Source organism: Zarconia sp. (genome assembly GCF_057467645.1).
In genome coordinates this window covers 57,603-76,882 of the sequence record NZ_JBRJXU010000123.1, presented here as the reverse complement: position 1 = coordinate 76,882, position 19,280 = coordinate 57,603, and the positions used below count along the sequence as shown (strand labels likewise).

The 19,280-nt window shown below is 51.0% G+C and carries 12 protein-coding genes; 7 read left to right on the top strand and 5 right to left on the bottom strand.

Going from position 1 to position 19,280, the window contains the following annotated elements:
* The first annotated feature begins 77 nt into the window (after positions 1 to 77).
* From AC2215_RS19345 to AC2215_RS19330, 4 genes are all read left to right on the top strand, one after another.
* Positions 78 to 1,301, top strand: coding sequence for a DUF445 domain-containing protein (locus AC2215_RS19345; RefSeq protein WP_486811661.1), 1,224 nt, complete (start codon positions 78 to 80; stop codon positions 1,299 to 1,301).
* Between the two features lie 365 nt (positions 1,302 to 1,666).
* Positions 1,667 to 2,296 carry a class I SAM-dependent methyltransferase gene (locus AC2215_RS19340; protein WP_486811640.1) on the top strand — a complete coding sequence of 210 codons (630 nt, stop codon included), beginning with the start codon at positions 1,667 to 1,669 and terminating at the stop codon, positions 2,294 to 2,296.
* A gap of 144 nt (positions 2,297 to 2,440) precedes the next feature.
* A complete protein-coding gene (locus AC2215_RS19335; protein ID WP_486811639.1) occupies positions 2,441 to 3,502 on the top strand; it encodes a mannose-1-phosphate guanylyltransferase in 1,062 nt (353 codons plus the stop codon).
* Positions 3,503 to 3,827: 325 nt separating this feature from the next.
* Complete coding sequence (locus AC2215_RS19330; protein ID WP_486811638.1) at positions 3,828 to 4,949, top strand: site-2 protease family protein; 1,122 nt, start codon at positions 3,828 to 3,830, stop codon at positions 4,947 to 4,949.
* A 483-nt stretch (positions 4,950 to 5,432) separates the two neighbouring features.
* Here AC2215_RS19330 and AC2215_RS19325 read toward each other — a convergent pair whose 3' ends face one another.
* Complete coding sequence (locus AC2215_RS19325; RefSeq protein WP_486811637.1) at positions 5,433 to 5,837, bottom strand: hypothetical protein; 405 nt, start codon at positions 5,835 to 5,837, stop codon at positions 5,433 to 5,435.
* Positions 5,838 to 6,449: 612 nt separating this feature from the next.
* Positions 6,450 to 7,373 carry a nucleoside hydrolase gene (locus AC2215_RS19320; protein ID WP_486811636.1) on the bottom strand — a complete coding sequence of 308 codons (924 nt, stop codon included), beginning with the start codon at positions 7,371 to 7,373 and terminating at the stop codon, positions 6,450 to 6,452.
* Positions 7,374 to 7,486: 113 nt separating this feature from the next.
* Between AC2215_RS19320 and AC2215_RS19315 the strand changes: the two genes are divergently transcribed.
* On the top strand, positions 7,487 to 8,371 hold the full coding sequence (locus tag AC2215_RS19315; protein WP_486811635.1) for an EI24 domain-containing protein: 885 nt from the start codon (positions 7,487 to 7,489) through the stop codon (positions 8,369 to 8,371).
* A gap of 119 nt (positions 8,372 to 8,490) precedes the next feature.
* On the opposite strand, the gene AC2215_RS19310 is transcribed toward AC2215_RS19315, so the two are convergent.
* Positions 8,491 to 9,780, bottom strand: a complete 1,290-nt coding sequence (locus AC2215_RS19310) for a WecB/TagA/CpsF family glycosyltransferase (protein ID WP_486811634.1) — start codon at positions 9,778 to 9,780, stop codon at positions 8,491 to 8,493.
* Between the two features lie 618 nt (positions 9,781 to 10,398).
* On the opposite strand from AC2215_RS19310, the gene AC2215_RS19305 reads away from it, so the two are divergent.
* Complete coding sequence (locus tag AC2215_RS19305; protein ID WP_486811633.1) at positions 10,399 to 10,641, top strand: hypothetical protein; 243 nt, start codon at positions 10,399 to 10,401, stop codon at positions 10,639 to 10,641.
* Between the two features lie 305 nt (positions 10,642 to 10,946).
* Here the strand turns inward: AC2215_RS19305 and AC2215_RS19300 are convergent, their stop codons facing one another.
* Complete coding sequence (locus AC2215_RS19300) at positions 10,947 to 12,782, bottom strand: tetratricopeptide repeat protein (RefSeq protein ID WP_486811632.1); 1,836 nt, start codon at positions 12,780 to 12,782, stop codon at positions 10,947 to 10,949.
* Positions 12,783 to 12,820: 38 nt separating this feature from the next.
* Positions 12,821 to 18,670 carry a CHAT domain-containing protein gene (locus AC2215_RS19295; RefSeq protein WP_486811631.1) on the bottom strand — a complete coding sequence of 1,950 codons (5,850 nt, stop codon included), beginning with the start codon at positions 18,668 to 18,670 and terminating at the stop codon, positions 12,821 to 12,823.
* Positions 18,671 to 19,035: 365 nt separating this feature from the next.
* Between AC2215_RS19295 and AC2215_RS19290 the strand changes: the two genes are divergently transcribed.
* Positions 19,036 to 19,194 (top strand): hypothetical protein, encoded by a 159-nt coding sequence (locus tag AC2215_RS19290; protein WP_486811630.1) that lies wholly within the window; start codon positions 19,036 to 19,038, stop codon positions 19,192 to 19,194.
* Positions 19,195 to 19,280 lie beyond the last annotated feature (86 nt).

Genomic DNA, 19,280 nt, shown 5'->3' with positions numbered 1-19,280 from the left:
CCGGCTTGCGAACTGCCTTTCTCGTCACGGGTCTGTTCGTTCCCTATACATCTGACTCTCGGTCAAATCTCTTGAACTTGTCGAATGTATTGGTTTTAATTGCGCCTCCCATCCTCGGTGGGGCGATCGGCTATTTCACCAACGATTTAGCTATTAATATGCTATTTCGACCCTACAAGCCGATTTATATTGGCAAGCGCCGCCTACCGTTGACGCCGGGTCTCATTCCCCGCAACCAAGAGCGTTTGGCAAAGCGAGTCTCCGATACGATTATGAGTTCGCTACTCACGCCGACGGAATTGCAAAATTTGGCGCGGCGACTCCTGCAAACGGAACGGGTGCAAGGGGCGATTCTCTGGCTGCTACAAGCCGCTCGCGAGCAGATTAAATCTGATGTGGAACGCAAAACCACCAAGATTTTAGCGGGAATTTTGCACGATTTGTTGGGTCGCTCTCTGCCGCGTTTGATTAAAGTATTGGCGCGCCGAGAAGATTTTCTAGAGGAGCAACTCGATCGCGTTTTCGATGAGTTCTTGCTGGAGTTTCAACTGAGCGAATCCCAAGCGGGTCAATTGGCTGATTGGATGCTGAGGGTGGTGTTTCCGCCGGATACGTTACGGTTGACGCTGATCGATTTTTTAACCGATCGCAATATTGCCATTATTGACGATGGATTCCGGGAACGCACCAGCGGAACTTATTGGGTGGTGGCGAATTTATTTGGTTTGCGCAATACCCTGACGCGCTTGCGCACGTTTTGTTTGGATGAAAAAGCATCTGCCAACGCCAGATTGTCGGAACTGGTGAAATCTTTATCGATTCGAGAGCGACTCAAAGAATGGCTGCAAAACTTATCGTTGCAAAATCTGCCGGTGACTACGGTCAAACAACTGCGCAAGACCTTTCGGGATAGCGTTCGGACTTACATTCAAGCGGAAGGAACCCAGTTTTTAGAGAAATTAAGCGATTCTCTGGATTTAGAAGGGATCGCTCAGCTCATTTTGAATCGCTTGCGAACCTCTTCTACATTTACGTCTTCCTTAGAATTGATTAGTTCGGAACTGGCGATTATTATCGATCGCCATTTGGAAAAAGATTTAGAACAAATTGTCGCCAAAGCCATTCCCATTCTGGCGATCGACCAAGTGATTATCGATCGCGTCAAGTCCACCTCTCCCCAGGAGTTGGAAGCAGCAATTCAAGGCATTGTCAAAACCGAGCTGCAAGCAATTGTCAACTTGGGGGGAATTTTAGGGGTGATGGTGGGTTCGCTACAAACTATTTTCCTGCTGTGGCGCTGAGAAACGGAGCGTCGCGCGTTGGGGAATCAAGAGGAGCACTCGAAAGATGCGTCTTGCCAGCACGCTTCCCTCGGTATTCCGTTTACTTTGCTCCAGAGAAGACGGTGGGTGAACTGTCATCTATGTTCTAAAATTTTTCGATCGACAAAACGCTTTGGTAAAAAAATATGGTATAATTAAAATTAAGACTATTCTTAATTTAAAGCATCTAAACAAACTACAAAACGGTGGAAATCGCACATCGAGAGAATGACCTATCTTCTCGATGAAACTTCTCGAATGATGGGTGCGAGCGATCTATTTCATGTCTTGTCGAGATCGTTCTCACCACCCACCGCACCAAACAAGCGCGAGAACGCCAGAGTATGGTGGAGCCACACGAGCAGATTACGATATCTGAGTATCAATTGAGTGCGAATTCGTTTCGAGAGGGAACTTGGAACCACGATGTCTCTCAAAATCGAGATGCCCTCGTGGCGGCCATGCCGCAGAATCCAGGTAAAATCCTCGATCTCGGCTGCGGACCGGGACGAGACTTAGTTGCGTTCAAAAAACTCGGACATGACGTTGTCGGCTTGGATGCCACACCGGCTTTTGTCGAAATGGCCCGCAAAGCTTCGGGTTGCGAGGTTTGGCAGCAGTGTTTCGAGAGTCTCGATTTACCACCGGAAACCTTTGATGGGGTGTTTGCCAACGCATCGCTGATACACGTTCCGCGATCTGCGGCCCTGGCAGTTCTGAAGAATCTGTGGGGAACTTTGGTTCCTGGAGGGGCGATGGTCATGTCCGTGGCGCGAGGAGAAGGAGAAGGCTACACCCAGCGTCCGACCGGCAATCGCTACATTACCCTCTGGGAATACGAAACCCTCACTCCGATGCTGGAGGGAGCGGGTTTTCAAATTCTCGATCGCTACTACCGACCGCCGGGTTTACCCCGCCAGGAACAATCCTGGTTGGCGATCGTCAGCCAAAAAATCGTCGGTACGAATCCCTGACTCTGCCGATCTTTTCATCGAGAATCGATGATTCTCCCGTGTCGTTCTTCACGGTTTCTTCACAGCGTCTACATAGTTTGGATGTAGTTCTGTTTCGACCCCATTTCGACAACGAAGTCCTAAAACGAATTCCAAAAATTTGCCATGAGTCAATCTTTCGTGCCCGTAGTTCTCGCTGGTGGTAAAGGCGAACGCTTCTGGCCCCTGAGTCGCAAGCAACGACCCAAGCAATTTCTCTCCCTCGACGGTAGCGGGATGAGCCTATTGCAATCCACCGCACAGCGTTTGTGCCCGATGGCAGACGGATGGGAAAAGTTGTGGATCGTGACGGCATCGCACCTTGCCTCGGGCATTCGAGAACAATTGCCCCAGCTACCGGAAGCCAATCTCCTGGTTGAACCGGAAGGACGGGATACCGCACCGGCCGTTGCCTGGACGACGTTAGAGATTGCCAAGCGATACGGAGAAGATACGGTGGTGGGCTTTTTCCCCGCCGATCATTGGATTGCCGATTGCGATAAGTTCGAGCAAACCTTAAAAGCAGCCGCTGAGCTTGCCAACCGTCGAGATGCGATCGTCACCTTGGGTGTGAAGCCCGGTTATGCCTCTACGGGATACGGATATATCGAACAAGGGGAAGCCATTGGCGAGTTTGGATCTCTGGGGGCCTATCGGGTCGATCGCTTCACCGAAAAACCTGACACCGCCACCGCTCAAGAATTTTTAGAAACCGGTCGATTTAGCTGGAATAGCGGAATTTTCGTCTTCCGGGCGGGGGTTGCCCTCGCCGAGTTGCGAACTCACGTCCCCGAACTGATGCAGATGCTCGAAGAACGGGGAGTCGAAGCGTATCCCGAATTACCCAAAACCAGTATCGACTATGCGCTGATGGAAAAGACGGATTTAGCCTACGTGCTGCCGGTGGCCTTTGGATGGGACGATTTGGGAGATTGGAACGCGATCGAACGGTTGATGAAAGGGGACGAACCCAATGTCGAACTCGCCAACCACGTCGGACGGGATACGGAAGGGGCGATTCTCTATGCCAGTAACGATCGCGATGTCATCGTTACCATTGGTTTGGAAGATGTACTCGTCGTTCGCGATGGCGATGTGACTTTGGTGGTGAAGAAAGAGCGCACCCAAGACATCAAAAAAATCCTCAGCGCCGTGCGGGATAATCCCAAATACGCTCACTTGCTATAAGGCAAGACTGAGGGAAGCTCTCGGAAGCCAAGAGAGGACGGGGAGAAAAATAGATGCGCGCATGTGAGATCGGAGTGTCCTAACTTCACTCAATACAGCGATAAATTCGGGATTCAAAATTCTCCCCTTTTGCGAATTCCGAATTCCGCGCCTCCGAATTCTTCATGTACGGACATTCGCCATTGTCCTGTTTTTTACATTTCGTTACATTATCAGTAGGTCAGGAGATGACGAATCGGCAAGCTCGTGGGGCGTACCCCCGAGAGACTAAAATAGGAGTCTACACCGATTCAGCCTTGCCCAATCGAAATTAGAGGAGGCGCAAATGAACGGCACCTTTCGCGTGGGGAACCTGTTCGGCATCCCCTTTTACATCAATCCATCCTGGTTTTGGATTCTGGGATTGGTGACATTGAGCTACGCAGGTCGACTCGCACTGCAATTTCCGGGACTCGGCGATGCCATCCCCTGGTTCCTCGGGTTCGTTGCGGCCCTGCTGCTTTTTGCCTCGGTACTCGCCCACGAATTAGGGCATAGTTTTGCCGCCATTCAACAGGGAATTGAAGTCAAATCCATCACCTTGTTCCTGTTTGGGGGTCTGGCGAGTTTAGATCGAGAATCGAAAACCCCCGCTCAAGCATTTTGGGTGGCGATCGCCGGTCCAGCCGTCAGTTTGGCATTGTTTGCATTGTTTGCCTTCCTCGGCAGCAGCCTGCCGGTATCCGGACCAGTCGCCGCAATTTTTAGCCTCCTGGCTTCCATCAATCTGGTCTTAGCCTTGTTCAATCTGATTCCCGGCTTACCCCTCGATGGCGGCAATATCCTCAAGGCGATCGTTTGGAAGATTACCGGCAATCCCTACAAAGGCGTGGTCTTTGCCAGTCGCGTCGGTCAAGCTATCGGCTGGTTGGCGATCGCGTTTGGCACAATTCCCCTACTCTACGGTATCTATAGCGGACTGTGGACGGCGTTGATCGGCTGGTTCTTGCTGCAAAATGCCGGACGTTCGGCACAATCGGCAACCCTGCAGCAGAAACTTTCGGATCTGACGGCTGAAGATGCGGTGACGCCCGATAGTCCGATCGTGCCGGCAAGCCTATCTTTACGGGAATTTGCCAACAATTTTATTATCGGACGGCGGGAATGGCGGAAGTTCCTAGTCACTGACGACGACGGTCAACTCCTCGGAGAGATCGAAATCGATCGCATGAAAGACGTTCCCACCTCCGATTGGCCTCGCATTCGGGTGGAAGAATTGACAAACCCCGTGGAATTGTCGAATACAGTTAAATTCGATCGCTCTCTCCTCGAAGCGGTGAACCTATTGGAAGAGAAAAAACTGCTCGAATTACCCGTTGTGGGAGAAAATGGTGCAATTTTAGGAATTTTGGAAAAGGCAGCCGTCATTCGCCTGCTTCAGAACGATACCCAAGCCAATCCCGCTTAAATCTCGATTTTGGACTCGGTTATTGGGTAAAATCCACTCTCTCAATTGCCTCCCTCAGAATGACTTCGTTCTGAGGGATTTTTGTTGGAGAATATCGCAGATATAGCAGTAGCCATATCGCTTAGAGCACAAGTGACTTTAGACGAAGGGGGCTTCGGGGGAAAGACCGCGGGTTAATTACACAATTGTCCGGCGTTTTCCGAACCGCCCTGGCGGTTGCTATACATGATTGCTGCAAGCATTGATATCAAGCTCGGTTAAGTCCTGATAGCCGTATTCAGTCCCGTTAGGACAATAGTACGAAATAGTGCGAGTATCTTGCTCGCATTCCCAAAAATCGTATCGATGAAAATGTTCTAATAAACGTCAGTACTGGTTTTCGACCAACTTTCAGAAACTGACAGAAACGCAAAAAATAGGGCAAGCTCAATTTACCCTATCCACATCAGTCGCTTCAAATTCTAGTCGATCGCTCAGCGATCTCTACCAAACATATTCTTCTTGAAGCAGGGTATTTCCTTCATAAATGCTTAAAGAAACACCATTGACAATATATGTATAATTTCCATTCACGGCAACATAACCCGTCCCCTCTTCGACGTAAGCCGGAATAGTAATATAGTTTCCGCTACCTTTTTCAATCCCGTGATAGTACAAGCCGTCCGCAGAGCAAATATAAATCCAAAAACCGCTCGTTTCGTAAAAAGAGACCAATGGCGAGCCACCCGCACTATCGGGACAATAGGATTGGGCAAGCTGTAGCGGAGTTGTCTCGTTTTCGGCAACGCTGCGATCGCTATTGAGGGTTGCCGCCCCAGCAGAAGGACTCAAAAAGAACAAGATACTCGCACTCAAAGTAGATAGCTTCCAAACCAACTGATTCTTCATGGGATTTGACAGAAAAGAAGGGAACTGGCTAGCTTATTCTTTATACTTAAAGATGAAAAATAAGCTTAAAAATTTGGCTTCTTCAAGTAAATAGGGCTTGCTGAATAACTCTAGAAATTAGGGGTTGTGAGCAATTCGATCCTTTTTCTACCCAGGGAAACCACGACCATCGCACTTGATAGCTCAAAGAACTAATTCTGTCGCGATCCAATGTCTGGATAGATGGAGAAATTTAACTAACCAACCGACGCTAATTCAAGGGGTTTATCCCCTAAATTGGCAAGAGCCGACTTATTCAGCAATCCCTAAATAAAAACATCAAGAACTAGAAAATTTATTTTAAGTTAATCTACGATTAACGCTAGTTTTTGGAACTTAAGTAGTGCATTTTTCCCTGATACTTCCATGTTATTTCTGGATTTTTTTAATGTCAACAAATCTCTCAAGAACGAAAAAATATTAAATTGACGATCGGGGTTTTCCAAGCTGTAGCCATTGAACCCTTTCATCGAATTGGGAAGCGTACAACTCAATCGAAGAGTCGGCATCAATTCACCTCATTTTGTAACGAAAAGTAACGAAGGACGGGAGTAGAAATATCCGGCAATCGACTCAGCGTGCCCACTGCTGCAAAATGTACTCGTAGAATCGATCGACCATCACTCGTTTCATCATCTGAATTTTCCGTCCCCCTGGCTGCACCTTTGTTCGTCCCTGACTGCATCCAGTTGTGACGATCGCCGTTTCCACTTCTTCGAGCTGATATAACTGGGGACGAGCTAGATATGCCGTAGCCAATACATCCCAGAAATAATAATCTTGGGGAATCGCGAGGGCGTAACATTGTCCGGCGAGATCCGAGAGGGGATAGCGACGCTGTCCGGCAATCCGACGCACGAACTCGGACGTGACGGGAACGGTGTTGGTGATATCCAACGAACACAGTACGATGGGAATTTGGGTTTGCCAAACGCGAGCGACGGCGATTGGGTCCCAAAATGCATTCCACTCCGCCGAGCCATCGTGTCCCGGTTCCCACGCCGATTCCACATTTCCCGGTACGTTCAGCGCGCCCCCCATCCATACAATTTTCTCGATTTTGGCTTCGATCTCCGGTGCCAGATCTAAGGCGGCGGCAACGGTGGTGAGGGGTCCAGTAACCATCAGCGTTACCGGGGCAGTTGCCTCTCGTATCGCCCGCACCATGAATTCTTGCCCCGATTCTGCCAGCAAGGGGGTTCGGACTTCTCCACTTTCGTTAAGAATCGGTAAATGGTCGATAATATAGGAATCTCGGCGGTAGAGAGGGGGAAACGGGTTGATGCCCCGGACGGTACTGGCGGCAACGGGAATCTCGGTTCGATCGAGCAAATCCAGAATTTTGCGCGTCACGCCAACAGCCGGTTCGATGTAGCAGTCAGCCGGAGTCACCACAATACCGATGGGGTCTACATTATCCATGGTCATCATCAGCAAAACCGATAGATAATCGTCAATACCACCATCGTGGTCGAGGAGAACGAGGGATTTGGACATTGCGCGACAGGGTTGCTCGATCGGTTTGCGTTACCCTGTTAGCCTATCAAAGTTTGAAATTGAACTTTCAATTTCGCATTTTTCCGGTCTGAAAATCCCCGAACTCGAATAACATGACGCAACCGCAAAAAAATTTAGTCGTTCAGGTGGTGCGAGTACCCATTGGATTCATCGCTGGGGCAACCTATCCCTTCCAAGCTTTCGTAATGATGCTTCGCAATCCCAAGTTATGGGGGTACATTCTATTTCCCGTTGTGGTCAATGCGATCGTCTCCATTGCTCTATACGTGGGTCTGTTATTGCCGGGTTTGAAGGGAATCGATCGCCTGACTCTGACGCTGGCAGACCGTTTTTCTCCACTTTTAACCGACTTACCCCGTTGGTTGAGTTGGCTGGTCGTTCTCGATAACGTCTTCGAATTCCTCTTGCAAATCGTCCTCGTTCTCGGGCTATTCCTACTGACGGGGTTCGTCCTGGTACAGTTCGGGACGATACTGGGTTCCCCTTGGTACGGTCAACTTTCTGAAGAACTGGAGAAACTGCGGTTGGGAGAGTCTTTCGTTGCCCCGACGGGGGGGTTGGGGAATGCCGTGCGAGATATTTGGCGGGCGATCGCGTTCGAGTTGAAAAAGTTATTACTCGCAGCCGGTTTGGGACTGCTCTTGCTGCTACTAAATTTCGTACCGCTACTCGGAACGATCGCTGCGAGTATGGGTGGCATTGCGATCGCTGCTCTGACTGTCGGTTTAGACTTTTTTGATGCTTCTCTCGAACGCCGTCGCTTGCGGTTTCGAGAGAAACTGACAACGCTCTTGACTCAGCTACCCGCCAGTGGAAGTTTCAGCTTGGCGTGCTTCTTTTTATGTGCCATTCCCGTGGTGAACTTCCTCACCATTCCCCTTTGCGTTGCGGGAGGAACGCTATTTTTCTGCGATCGCATCTGGCCGACACGCTTTGCTAGTGGAGGTGAAGTTCGATCGCAAACAAAAGCCCCTTAATTTGGACGGACGAGCTGGGAAGATCGGGGTAACCGTGGGAGCGTCTCACTCTGATTAAGAAGGTGCCCCCACCATGGTTTCCTCAAAGCGATCGCCGCAAGTCTTCAGTCCGGTGACTTTCAGACCGCACCGACCAAAGCAGTGCCTTTCACCGGCTCGTTGCTCGTCATGTAACGCAGGACAGATGCGATGGTTTCTTCTTTCACCCATCCTTTGCGAACGGCCATTTCTCCAAATCGCAAGTTGGCTTGACGTTGCTCGGCTAAAATTTCGTTAATTTGCCGATCGGTGAGGAGTTTCGCCCGCTTGAGATAATGTCCGAGAGGTTGGAGTCGTCCGTTTGTAGTGACTCGCGGTAAGTACTCGGCAAAAAAGTCGATGGTTTCGGGTTCCAACCATCCTCGGTTGACGATGATTTCACCAAAGCGCAAACCCGGTTCCTGAGTTTGTTGGCATTCGAGGGCAAAAGCCACTTGTTCCTCAGAAATCAGACCGGCATCTCGCAAAATTTGACCCAGGGGAGTTCCAGCCAAAGCGGGTTCGAGTGCGGGGTTGAAGGGAGCTTGATAGAGGTTGAGTCTTTGCTGGAGCAATAGCCAGAAAAAGGGCAGATCCTCTACGAGATAGCGCTTCCAAAGCCGCTTGGGTTCGCTCTGGAGTCGGTACAACCATTCGAGTCCCCACTCACTCATCCATTCGGGAGAACGGGGTTTTTCTCCGGCCTCAAAGTCGATGGAAGCGCCAATGGCAAGGAAGGTTTTGATATTTTTGAATTGACGGTGGTACTTCGCCACCCAGTTTTCTTGTTTCGGTGCGCCAACACCAATGGCGAGTACCGTCGCGCCCGATTCATTGATGCGATCGATAATTTGCTGGCATTCTGACTCGTTCTTCTCAAAACCAAATGAGGGAGAGTAAGCGTCGATTACGATTTCCCAGCCGACTTTCTCATTAATTTTTTCTTTGGCCTTGAGAGCAACCCCTTCAGCCGCTCCGAGCAAAAATATTTTTGTATCTTTCTTATCTTTGCAATGGTTATAGAATTCGGGAAGTAAGTCCGAGCCGGAAATTTTTTCTTGGATTGGAGTGCCGAGTAACTTCGAGGCGTAAATTAAAATTTTGCTATCGCACACTCGATAGGTTGACGCTTGATAAGTCTGATAAAATTCTCGATCCTTTTGCAACTTAACGAGATGATCGACATTCGGTGTAAATACAATTCCACCTCGACGATCGAGTTTTTCAAGTAACTCGTTCATCGTCAAGTTATCGATGTCAACATTTAGAAGCTGAACTTTATCCACGGTTTCCATACTGCTGTCTAACCCCGAGCCTTTCGATCCATTTCGATCGCTTTTGCTCTGATGTAAAGTAATAATCTTGCAATCCAGTTTATCGAATTTTGACATCGAAAAATTAAAGTTTTCGATAAGAAACGATGTGGATCTAGCGAAAGTTACTTATCATTCGAATAGAACTCGATCTGTCTAGACTCCGTGTATTTACGCTCAGTAAGTTTACGTAGATAGAGAGTTCTTCCCTTCAGGGGTTTCTCCCCTTATGATAGCAAATGATGAGTTGCCATGGGGGACAAACCCAATGCTCTCGGGCTGGAATCCTCGTTTTCAACCCACTCACGAGTCCACTGGGTCTTTTGCCGATCGCCAGAATTCTGACCTGAAAACGAAGGTTGCGACCCCATGAGTTGGACGAATCTCAGTTGATGCTGCAAAAGCGTCGCGTCTTGACAAATTTTGGCATGGTGAAGCGTTTATCTGCTTTTATCGCGCCTTTCTCGAGTATTTTTAACCGGTCTTCCGACCCGCACCAACTACTATCAAATCATTCCGAATCCAGACTCAAGAATCTCAAACTCACTCGCCAAAGATTTTAGATTTTCTCCACGACCTTATTTATATAGCAGTTCGCGCCGGTATCATTACAAATTTTCAGTCATGGGGAATCGGGAATGGGGAATGAGAAATGGAAAATACTTATTTCTTCGATTTGTGTAAATAACGTCAGTTTTGGATAAGACTGTTTCAGGTAATGGTGGGGAACGGGGAACGGGGTCGGGGGGAATGGGGAATGGAGTCGTTTTCTCCCCAGCCACCAGATGTCACCAGTATTGTCGCCTCACTTTCAGGAGGCTTGCCGACTGCGCGAACGTCACCTATCGTCGGCATCCCAGCGACACGACCGCATCAAAACTGACGTTAAATCAACTGATAACGAAGCGCTATAGCAGTCGCCACGATAGCATTTCATAGCACCAGACAATTGTGCGAGCTGACTGATGTCTTCTCCCCCTGCTCCCGAGAGCAAGGGAAGCCCTCCTTCACGAGTTTCCTAATTGCTCTGACGAGGGCTATAGTCATTCTGAATAAAAGTGGTACAGTTTCAGAGTCGGATCGACCCGAATAATCGAGGTTTCCGTGAATCCTGGTGTCCCATTCTTATTCGGAATGACTATATACTTCTCTCCTAAGCAGTATGGCGACTGCGAGCGAGCCCGATCTCGCTCTGGCTGACGGCTTAAACGCTCAAACCAAAAAACCATGCCGATCGAGCGGGTTCACTCGGAGTATTTAGCCAGCAATTCATGGAGATAGTCGAATCCATCGACACCAATTTCAGCCACAAGAGACGATCGAGCTTGCCCTAAGAAATCTTGAAATCGATCGTCCCCAATTTGTCCGCGCAGGATGGTTAATAATCCGGCGGACTGCCGCCACTGGGCAGAGTCAATTTGCTCTAATAAATACATTCCCAAGCAACCGGTGGCAATCGCTTTTTCTAGATTCTGCAAACCGTAATAGGCTTCGGCTAAATAGGCAAAATTCAAACCCCGCAAATAGAAATCTCCCGACAGTTGCGCCGCTTCGAGTCCCCGATTTAAATGCTCGATCGCCTCGGAAAATCGCGATAAGATAACGCAGGCGATCCCCAAACTGTTCGAGCACAGCGCCTGGCTTTGACGATCTTGTAGTTTCTGGGAAAGTTCCAACCCCTGCTGTAAATACTCGATCGCCCGTTCGTATACCTCGGGTTCCATCTGTTCGAGTTGGTGCGCCGAAAAGACCTCGCTGTAGCCCAAATTCGCCAGTGCATTCGCCATCCCGATGCGATCGCCCACCTGCCTGGCCAGAATCAGCGCCCGTTGCGCGTAGCCCACTGCCTCGCGATATTCCTTTTGAGCGGCACAGATGCGGCTGAGGTGGTTTAAACTGGCAATTTCACAGGGGCGATCCTCTGCGGTGCGGGCAATTTCGAGGGCCTCTCGATGGAACGTCGTCGCCCGATCGTAATTCCCCAGGGCTTTTTGAGAATAGCCCAACAGCGTCAGCACTCTTGCCTTCTCCTGCGTGCCTTCCACCTGACGCAACGGCAGCGCCAAATACTCCCAAGTATTCTCGAGGCGATCGCCCGCGAACGAGGCAAAAACCCCACCATAGAGCGGAAAATCATCCCGTTGGGCAAACCGGCGCAGAATTTGCAACATCATTTGAAAACAACCTCGACCCAAGGACGATCGCCCGACAGCCTCGAATCCCTCCGACAGTCGCCCCCAAATTCCGGCAAAAATTAGATAGGTACTTAAAGAAAGTCGCTTCCCCATCTTCACGTCGTAGGGTTGTTTGTCGAACCAGACCACTAACGTGCGTTGCAACCCTTTCAACAGCAACACCAGTTCCAACCAAGCTTCGATGCTGACATCGCTGTAGGGAACCCCATCTTCCAAAGCACGATCGCCTGCAAGGTTGGCAAACAGTTGCTGGGGAAAATAGCTGCTGACTTTTTTCGACCACGTCGCCCAGGGCTCTCGGGCGGTTGCAGCCCCACCAAATCCCAAAGAGGCACCGGCATTGTTGTAAATCCAGCTAATGGCATCTCCCTCCATTCGCGCAAACGCCTCCAACCCCTGCGTCAATCCCCGAGACAGTTCCTGGAGTTGGCGATCTCCTCGTGTTTGAGCTTCTGCTTGCAGCGATCGCGCCAATTGGCGAATTTGTTCGGAGTTTAGAGGTTGCTCTTGGTTGGGATCGAGGATTTTTAACATCATTTGAGGGCGATCGTCCGGTTCTACCTGGAGAATTTGACCGGTTGCTGTTGAAATCGCCGCATTATCCTGATTTTCTTGCTGCCATCGCTGCCACTGACCCTCGATCGTTTGCAATGCTTTGAGAATCCGAGAGGCTTTGATTTTCGTCGCCAGTTGGGCTTCGGTACTGGCCGTGCGTTCGGCCAGACAGCGTTCGAAGATTTCCCCGGTTCCCGCTCGAATTTCCCGTACCAACCGTTGGTAGACCTGTTCTTTCGAGCGAATTTTACCTTGAAGGGTTGTTTCAACGAGGCGATCGATAACTTCAAAGTAGCGATCGCGCGGGGAATCGGGATTAGAATTTGTCATCGGATTCGCGATGGGGTCTTCGGGAACAGAAATCGAGTTTACCAAGGAGAACCCACCATCGCAAACCCCGCCCAATAGTAAGGGTGGGAGAAATTCCGGCCGTCCCAGTTGCCCAATTCAGTGGGGAGGGGAACCCCAACATCCGGGGCGATCGCCAATTGACCCCCTTCGACGAATACGTCCCCCCGCAGCATCCTCAATTGTGCTTGCCGCAGGGCTTCGGCTTTGATGGGAGCTTCTTTGAGATAGCGGTAAAACTGACTCATCAGGGCCAGGGATCCCATATCGCTGACTTTCCACAAACTGGCCAGGGCTGACTTCGCCCCCGATCGCACCGCCAACCCCGCAAACCCCAACTCCGCATACTCGTCTCCCACGGCCGTTTCGCAGGCACTCAGCACCAGCAACTCCACCACTGGGGGAGCGTACCACTGGGCTTGCCGCAGTCCGTCGAGGGAGAGGCGATCGTCCCAGAGTTGAATGTAGGCTTCGTGCCGTCGGGCGGGATCGAATTGAGCGTGGGTGGCCAGATGAACGATACTGAAGTTTTGTTCCTGGCGGCGGGCGATTAAATTTTCCAGGGTAAAGGCTTCATTGAGAAAGGCTCGACCCGGCCATAGACCCCCAGAGGAATGGTTTTGGGGAAGGAGATCGGATTTTTGCACGCGATCGGTTTCCGGAGAAAAGTCTTGCACCACATCGCCAATCAGCAACGATAATTCCGAAGGGACAGCTGGGAGGGGTTCGCCATCGGAGTGAGGAAATTCCGACGCACCCATGGCCAACACGCGAGCGTCTCGTACTGTTTTGTACTGGGTGTTGGTTAGGCTGAGGCTGGGTACGGAACCGATGCTGTAGCGTTCCACGAGAAATTGTCGGCCATCGTGCAGTGCCGCGAGGGGAACCTGCCGCAATCCCGCATCCATTGAGTAAATGAGGGTGTCAATACCCAGACTCGCTAACTCGTCTTCGAGAGGTCGCACCAGCCAGTGATACAGTTCCTGAGCTAGGGGTAGATAGCTATTGGATCTGGGGGAGTTGAGATTGTTGAGGAAGATACGCACGGTATTGCGCAGGCGATGGCGTTCGAGATCGACGGTTTTAACGATCGGCGGTCCCTCGGGAACCACGAGCACCAGGTTGAGTTGTTCGCCACGTCCGGCATGGGGATGGGAGAGTTGGCTTTTGGGCAGGGTTAAGGCATAGATAATGGCGGATTTTTGCCCCGTTTGAGTTTCGATGGTGTTGAGGGTATTGCGCATCGTCTCGACGGAGATATCTCGGACGGCATTGTGCGTGCCATCTTCGCGTTCCTCCAAATAAGCCTCAAATTCGGCTGCGAAGAGTCGATCGATTTGAGCGACGGCATTCTCTATTTGCTCTGAATCGCCACTCGCGAGGTTATCGGCAATGGCGCTCTCAATGGGTGTGTCGAATCCGGCACCGCTGCCAACCCTGGTTGGGAGTTGAGTATGGGTAAAATCTGTGGGGGTGGCCTCCGGTTCGCTCTCCTCGGCTTCTACCACGGAGGGGCGATCGACTTCTGGAGATTCTTCCCGAGTGTCGGGACGCTCTGCGGCTGGAACATCAGGCGTGACGGAGCGATCGGGTGTTGCTGGCGTTCTTGGAGTCGTGGCGCGATCGCCCGAGGGGGAACGGCGACGGGTTGACTCTAGCGATACAGTGGGGGATGCCGTTTCTGAAGGTCGATCGTCGCTGGGTGGTTCCGAGGTGACTTCAACTTCTAATACGGATTCTTCCTCTGGCAGTTCCGGCGTAAGGGCAATAGTGGAATCCGTGGAGGGTAAACTCCAGATAACATCTTCAGGGGTTTCGAGATAGGGCAGTCTCAGGGAAATGGCGCGATCTGCTTCCGTGCTAGTCCAGGAGAAGGAAACGGCTTCGGCTGCGGTATTTGCAGTAATGGAGAGTTCCCCGTTCAATAATTCGGCGATTCGCCAAGCCAGCGTGAGGCTGGTTGCGGCGACGGACTCGGGCAACACATCTAAATCCAGTTCGCTATCTGTAGCGGGGTTGAATGTGACGCTCCAATCTACATCGAAATTGGGAGAATTCTCCGATGGCAAATCGGGTTCTGGGGAAGTTTCCGGTTCGGTGTCTGGAGCGGTTTCGGTTGGTTCGGGTTCGAGTCCGGTTTCTGGGGGCAGTTCGGGTTCTTGGGGGATCTCTGGAGGCGAATTCGGTTCAGGGGTTTCATCGAGAGGTGGCGAGACTTCAGATTCGATCGGATTCTCAGAATCGAGATCGGGGGGATTAACATTCGGATCGGGTTCTGGATCGATCGCATCTTCTTCGGGCGGTAAGGCTGGCGGGTCTGGATTCACCGCCACATCGGAGTCTGTATCTGTATTCTCCTGACTTGACCCGTCCGATAACGGGTCTGAAATGCTATCTTCGATCGGGGTTTCTGGATTATCGGTTTCTAAATTTTCCCCATCGTCGATGCCAAAATCTTCATCTAGATTTGGATCGGGATTCAAGTCTGGATTTTCATCTGGATTTGGATCGTCGATTTCCAAGGGTGGATCGCTCTCGGGAGATGGATCTTGAAGATGGGGAGGCACATCTGGATCGGGATTGTCCGGTGCGGGGGGGTCGTTGATGGTTATGGGTTCGTCAATGGAGACGATCTGTAATTGCTCCCCATCGCGAACTTGGGTAAACAGGTAGCTGGCGATCGGATTGAAGGTTTCTTCGGGTTCCATCCCACGGGTAATTGCCCCAGTTGTTCCGTTAGTCGTTCCATCGCCAACACTAAACGGGACGATGCCATCTCCGCCGTGGCGAATGACGATCGAACCGCCTTCCAACAGACCTGCCGTGGAAATACTGGCGGCAATGCCATTGATATCGACAAACGAACCCGTTGCCTGGAAGAAATGAGTGGCGGAAATATCGACATCGCCACCGATACCGGCTGCACTTTGGGTATTAATTTGACTGAGCTGAATATCTCGAGCGTGGAGTAAGAGATTTCCGCTATTTTCTGGATGAGAAGTATTGAGTATATTGGCGACTATATTCCCATTTTCGCTATTTAAAATAATACCCGAATTTGCGGTTATATTTTGTAAATTAATATTACCTATGGTTGTAATGTTTATGGGGTTCGTCTCGCTGAAGATTTCAGCTTGAATTTCGAGATTGGACAGGGGAATTTCCGACCCGATCGCCCCATCCAAGATGACGGTTCCCCCATTGGCAATGACACTCAAATCGAACGCTCCATCAATAGTATTCATGAGTTGAATGGCGCTTTCGAGGGTGTTGGGTTCAGTCACGGAGATTGAGATATCGCTGGTAATTTCAGTGGGGGCGTTTAAAAGAATTTGATTTTGATTTGTATATAGATTTTCCCGCAACGCAATCCCATCGCTAGATTCGATCGAAATGCTTCCCCCGGAAAGTGATAAAGAGCGCGCGTCAATTGTGGAAAGCGTCACTTCATCGCCGCCCCGAATCGTAACATCTCCACCTACTCCATTGGCTGCCGTAAAAACGGCTCCAAATAAGCCGATCTCGCCCTCACCTTCAATGGAAACATTACCGCCATCTCCCACAAATCCACCCAATAAAATCGGACTCGAATCTGCCGAACCCAAGGTAATACTTCCCGTGGCCTCAAGGGTTAGGTGACTGCCATTATTGCTCGCCAAACCGATAATTCTGCCGGGGATTTCGATCGCCCCACCACTGACGATCTCGATATTGCCACCATCGTTTGCCCCCGTCGCTACGATATCGGTTGCGAAAATGTTGCCGCTTTCCGTCATCAGGGCGATCGCGCCGCCATCTCCAACAATCGAGGCGGTATTGAGATCCCCCGTCGAGATCGCCCCCAATCCAGTTTCGACTTCGATCGAACCGGCGATCTCTGCCGCCTGGGAAAACAGATCCCCCGTGGTAATATCGCCATGGGTCGTTCTCAGGGAAATCGCGCCGCTATTCCCCGCCCCAGAATTCGCCGTCACATTTCCGATGGAAATCGCCCCATCCTCGGCCGCTAGGGAAATTGCCCCACCAGCGGCACCTTCCGCTTCGCTCACCGAGAGTAAATCTCCAGCGATCGCATCCCCCTGAGTACTTGTCAGGGAAATCGACCCCGCATCCCCCGCGATCCTCGACGTGTCGATGTTGCCGGCGACAATTTCTGCCCCGGAAATTTCAATATTGCGTCCTGGGGCCGCGATCGATTCCCCGGCATCCATCGAAAACGAACCCATAGAATCCCCGTCAGAATCAGCCACAAAGGCGATCGCCCCCCCATCGGGCACGAAACTCAGAGAGACCCCCGGCGCGATCGTAATCTCGTTGGTCGCCTCCACTCTCACCTGGGCCGCCTGATTTTCCAGAATTGCCGCATCGAGAACGGTCAAATCCGAGATTTCCCCAAAAAAAGGAGCGCTTTCGGGATCGGTGGCATCCTCCATCTCCTCTACGTCCATGTTCTCTGGGTCGATGTCCTCTACCGGAGTTCGGGAAATGAGGATATTTTCCGGATCGAGTAGCAGCGTGCCCCAGATACCGCCAGCGGCACTCACATCCACGATGCCATCGAAGACGAGGTGATTTCGACTGGACACTTCGACAAAACCGCCACGGGAGGGTGTGGGGTATGGGGTGTCGGGTGTTGGGGAAGAACTGCCACGAGCGCTAATATTCCCGAAAAATTGGGTGGAGTCATCGGCCCAGAGAATAACTCGTCCGCCATCCCCGTATTGGAGTGCATCGGCAAAAATTGAGGTATCCGCATCCACGAAAGTCACCTGCGCGTTGGGAAGGATACCTTGAGGGCGACTTTCGCCACCGATAAAGATATTCCCCCCGCCACCGACACCGGAGGCATCGAGGGTCGCATCGAGTAACGCGACGCGATCGCCTAAAATTTGCAAGACCGGCGGGGTTGCCAGAGGTGAGGAATCGTTAGAAACATCGATCGTCCCAGAAATAACCGTCGTTCCCGGTTGGGGTGGAATTTGCACCGGCGACCCGACCAAACTCAAGCTTCCATCTGGGTGGATGGCAACCTGACTCGCTTCGGAAAGATTGCTCCCCCCCGCAAGCAGTTGGGGTAGGGAAAGGGGATCGATCGCCCCAGTCCCTGGAGAAATTGGCGTTTCTGGATTGACGATGACTTCCAAATCCAGCAGGTTTCCCGGCGCGCTGAGGCGAATCCAAGTTTCTCCAGTAACCCCCGCCACGGTGACGTTTCCTCCCGGCGCGTGTAGTTCGCCAGTATTGAGGATGCTGCCACCCATGAGGCTCAATTGCCCCCCAGCCGGAACTGATAAAATGCCGAAATTGGCGATCGCCCCCACCTCTGCGGAGGCAAAATTAAATCCTGTAGGCGCACCCACCAACAGTTCCCAGTTCGCATCGCCAACGGCATCGAACCAGTTGCCGCCGCCAAAACCAATTCCCGTTGCTGTCGTGGCGGTAAAGTCTGCCGGGACGTTGAGAGTCGCACTCGGGCCGAAGATCATCCCGGCTGGGTTCATCAGAAAAAGATTGGCACTGCCTCCAGAGACTTGGAGTAAGCCGTTAATTATCGAGGCTTCTCCTCCCCGAATCCGTCCGAGAATATTTTCGAGTTCGGGGTTGGCTAGAAATATCGCCCTTTGTCCCTCGTCGAGATTGAAGCGATCGAAACTGTGGAATAAGTTCTCGCCGTCTGAGGAAACGCGACCCCCTTCGATCGTAAATTCATCGCCGGAGGGGGTGACCGTGGTTCCTGTTCCATCGTCAGCCGGGGTGATGGGTTGGGCGAGAATTCCTGGGTTGGAAACAACACCGGGAACAACGCTAGAGAAAATCACAGTCAAGGGAAGCCACAGCCACCGTTCGACGGCTCGAGATCCGGATTTCATGGCATCAAAAAGGGGTAGACGAGCGTTAAAGACTAAACATAGCGAATATGCAGGCGATCGATCGTTTTAGTAAAGATATATGACAGCCGTGGCGATCGAGGGTTCGGTTGTCTGGCCGCTCGAATGTATTTTATCGCTGTATTTCGCTTGATTCGGACAGATAGATAACAAGTAACGTAATAGATCGCTTAATCTTCCAAAAGATTACATCCGAGGAAGAAAGGAATTTAGATGCCCAGTCACTGGGTTACTTCCGACAACGCTGTCCGTGGCATCAATCGGTCTGGTTATCCCCGAGCTTCTTAAAATTCCGGTAGAAACTGGTTGGGTTCTCAAAAGTTGTTCCTTGACGGGTCTGAAGAAGATTGACCACGACGAACGTTCTCAAACTCCACAAAGCATTTAAAATTACGAATCAAGCCAATTTAAATTACAAAAATTTAGAACGTTTGGAACGGCAAGAACGATTTATTTGCGATCGACAAGGTATGATGCTGTCCGCACAGAATGAAGGTCGCGAGTAGGGTCGCCAGGAAGCGCAAATGGAAATTGCCCGTCAATTACTAATGTACTCGATCGTGAGATCGTTGCGAGCAAAACTCAATTCTCT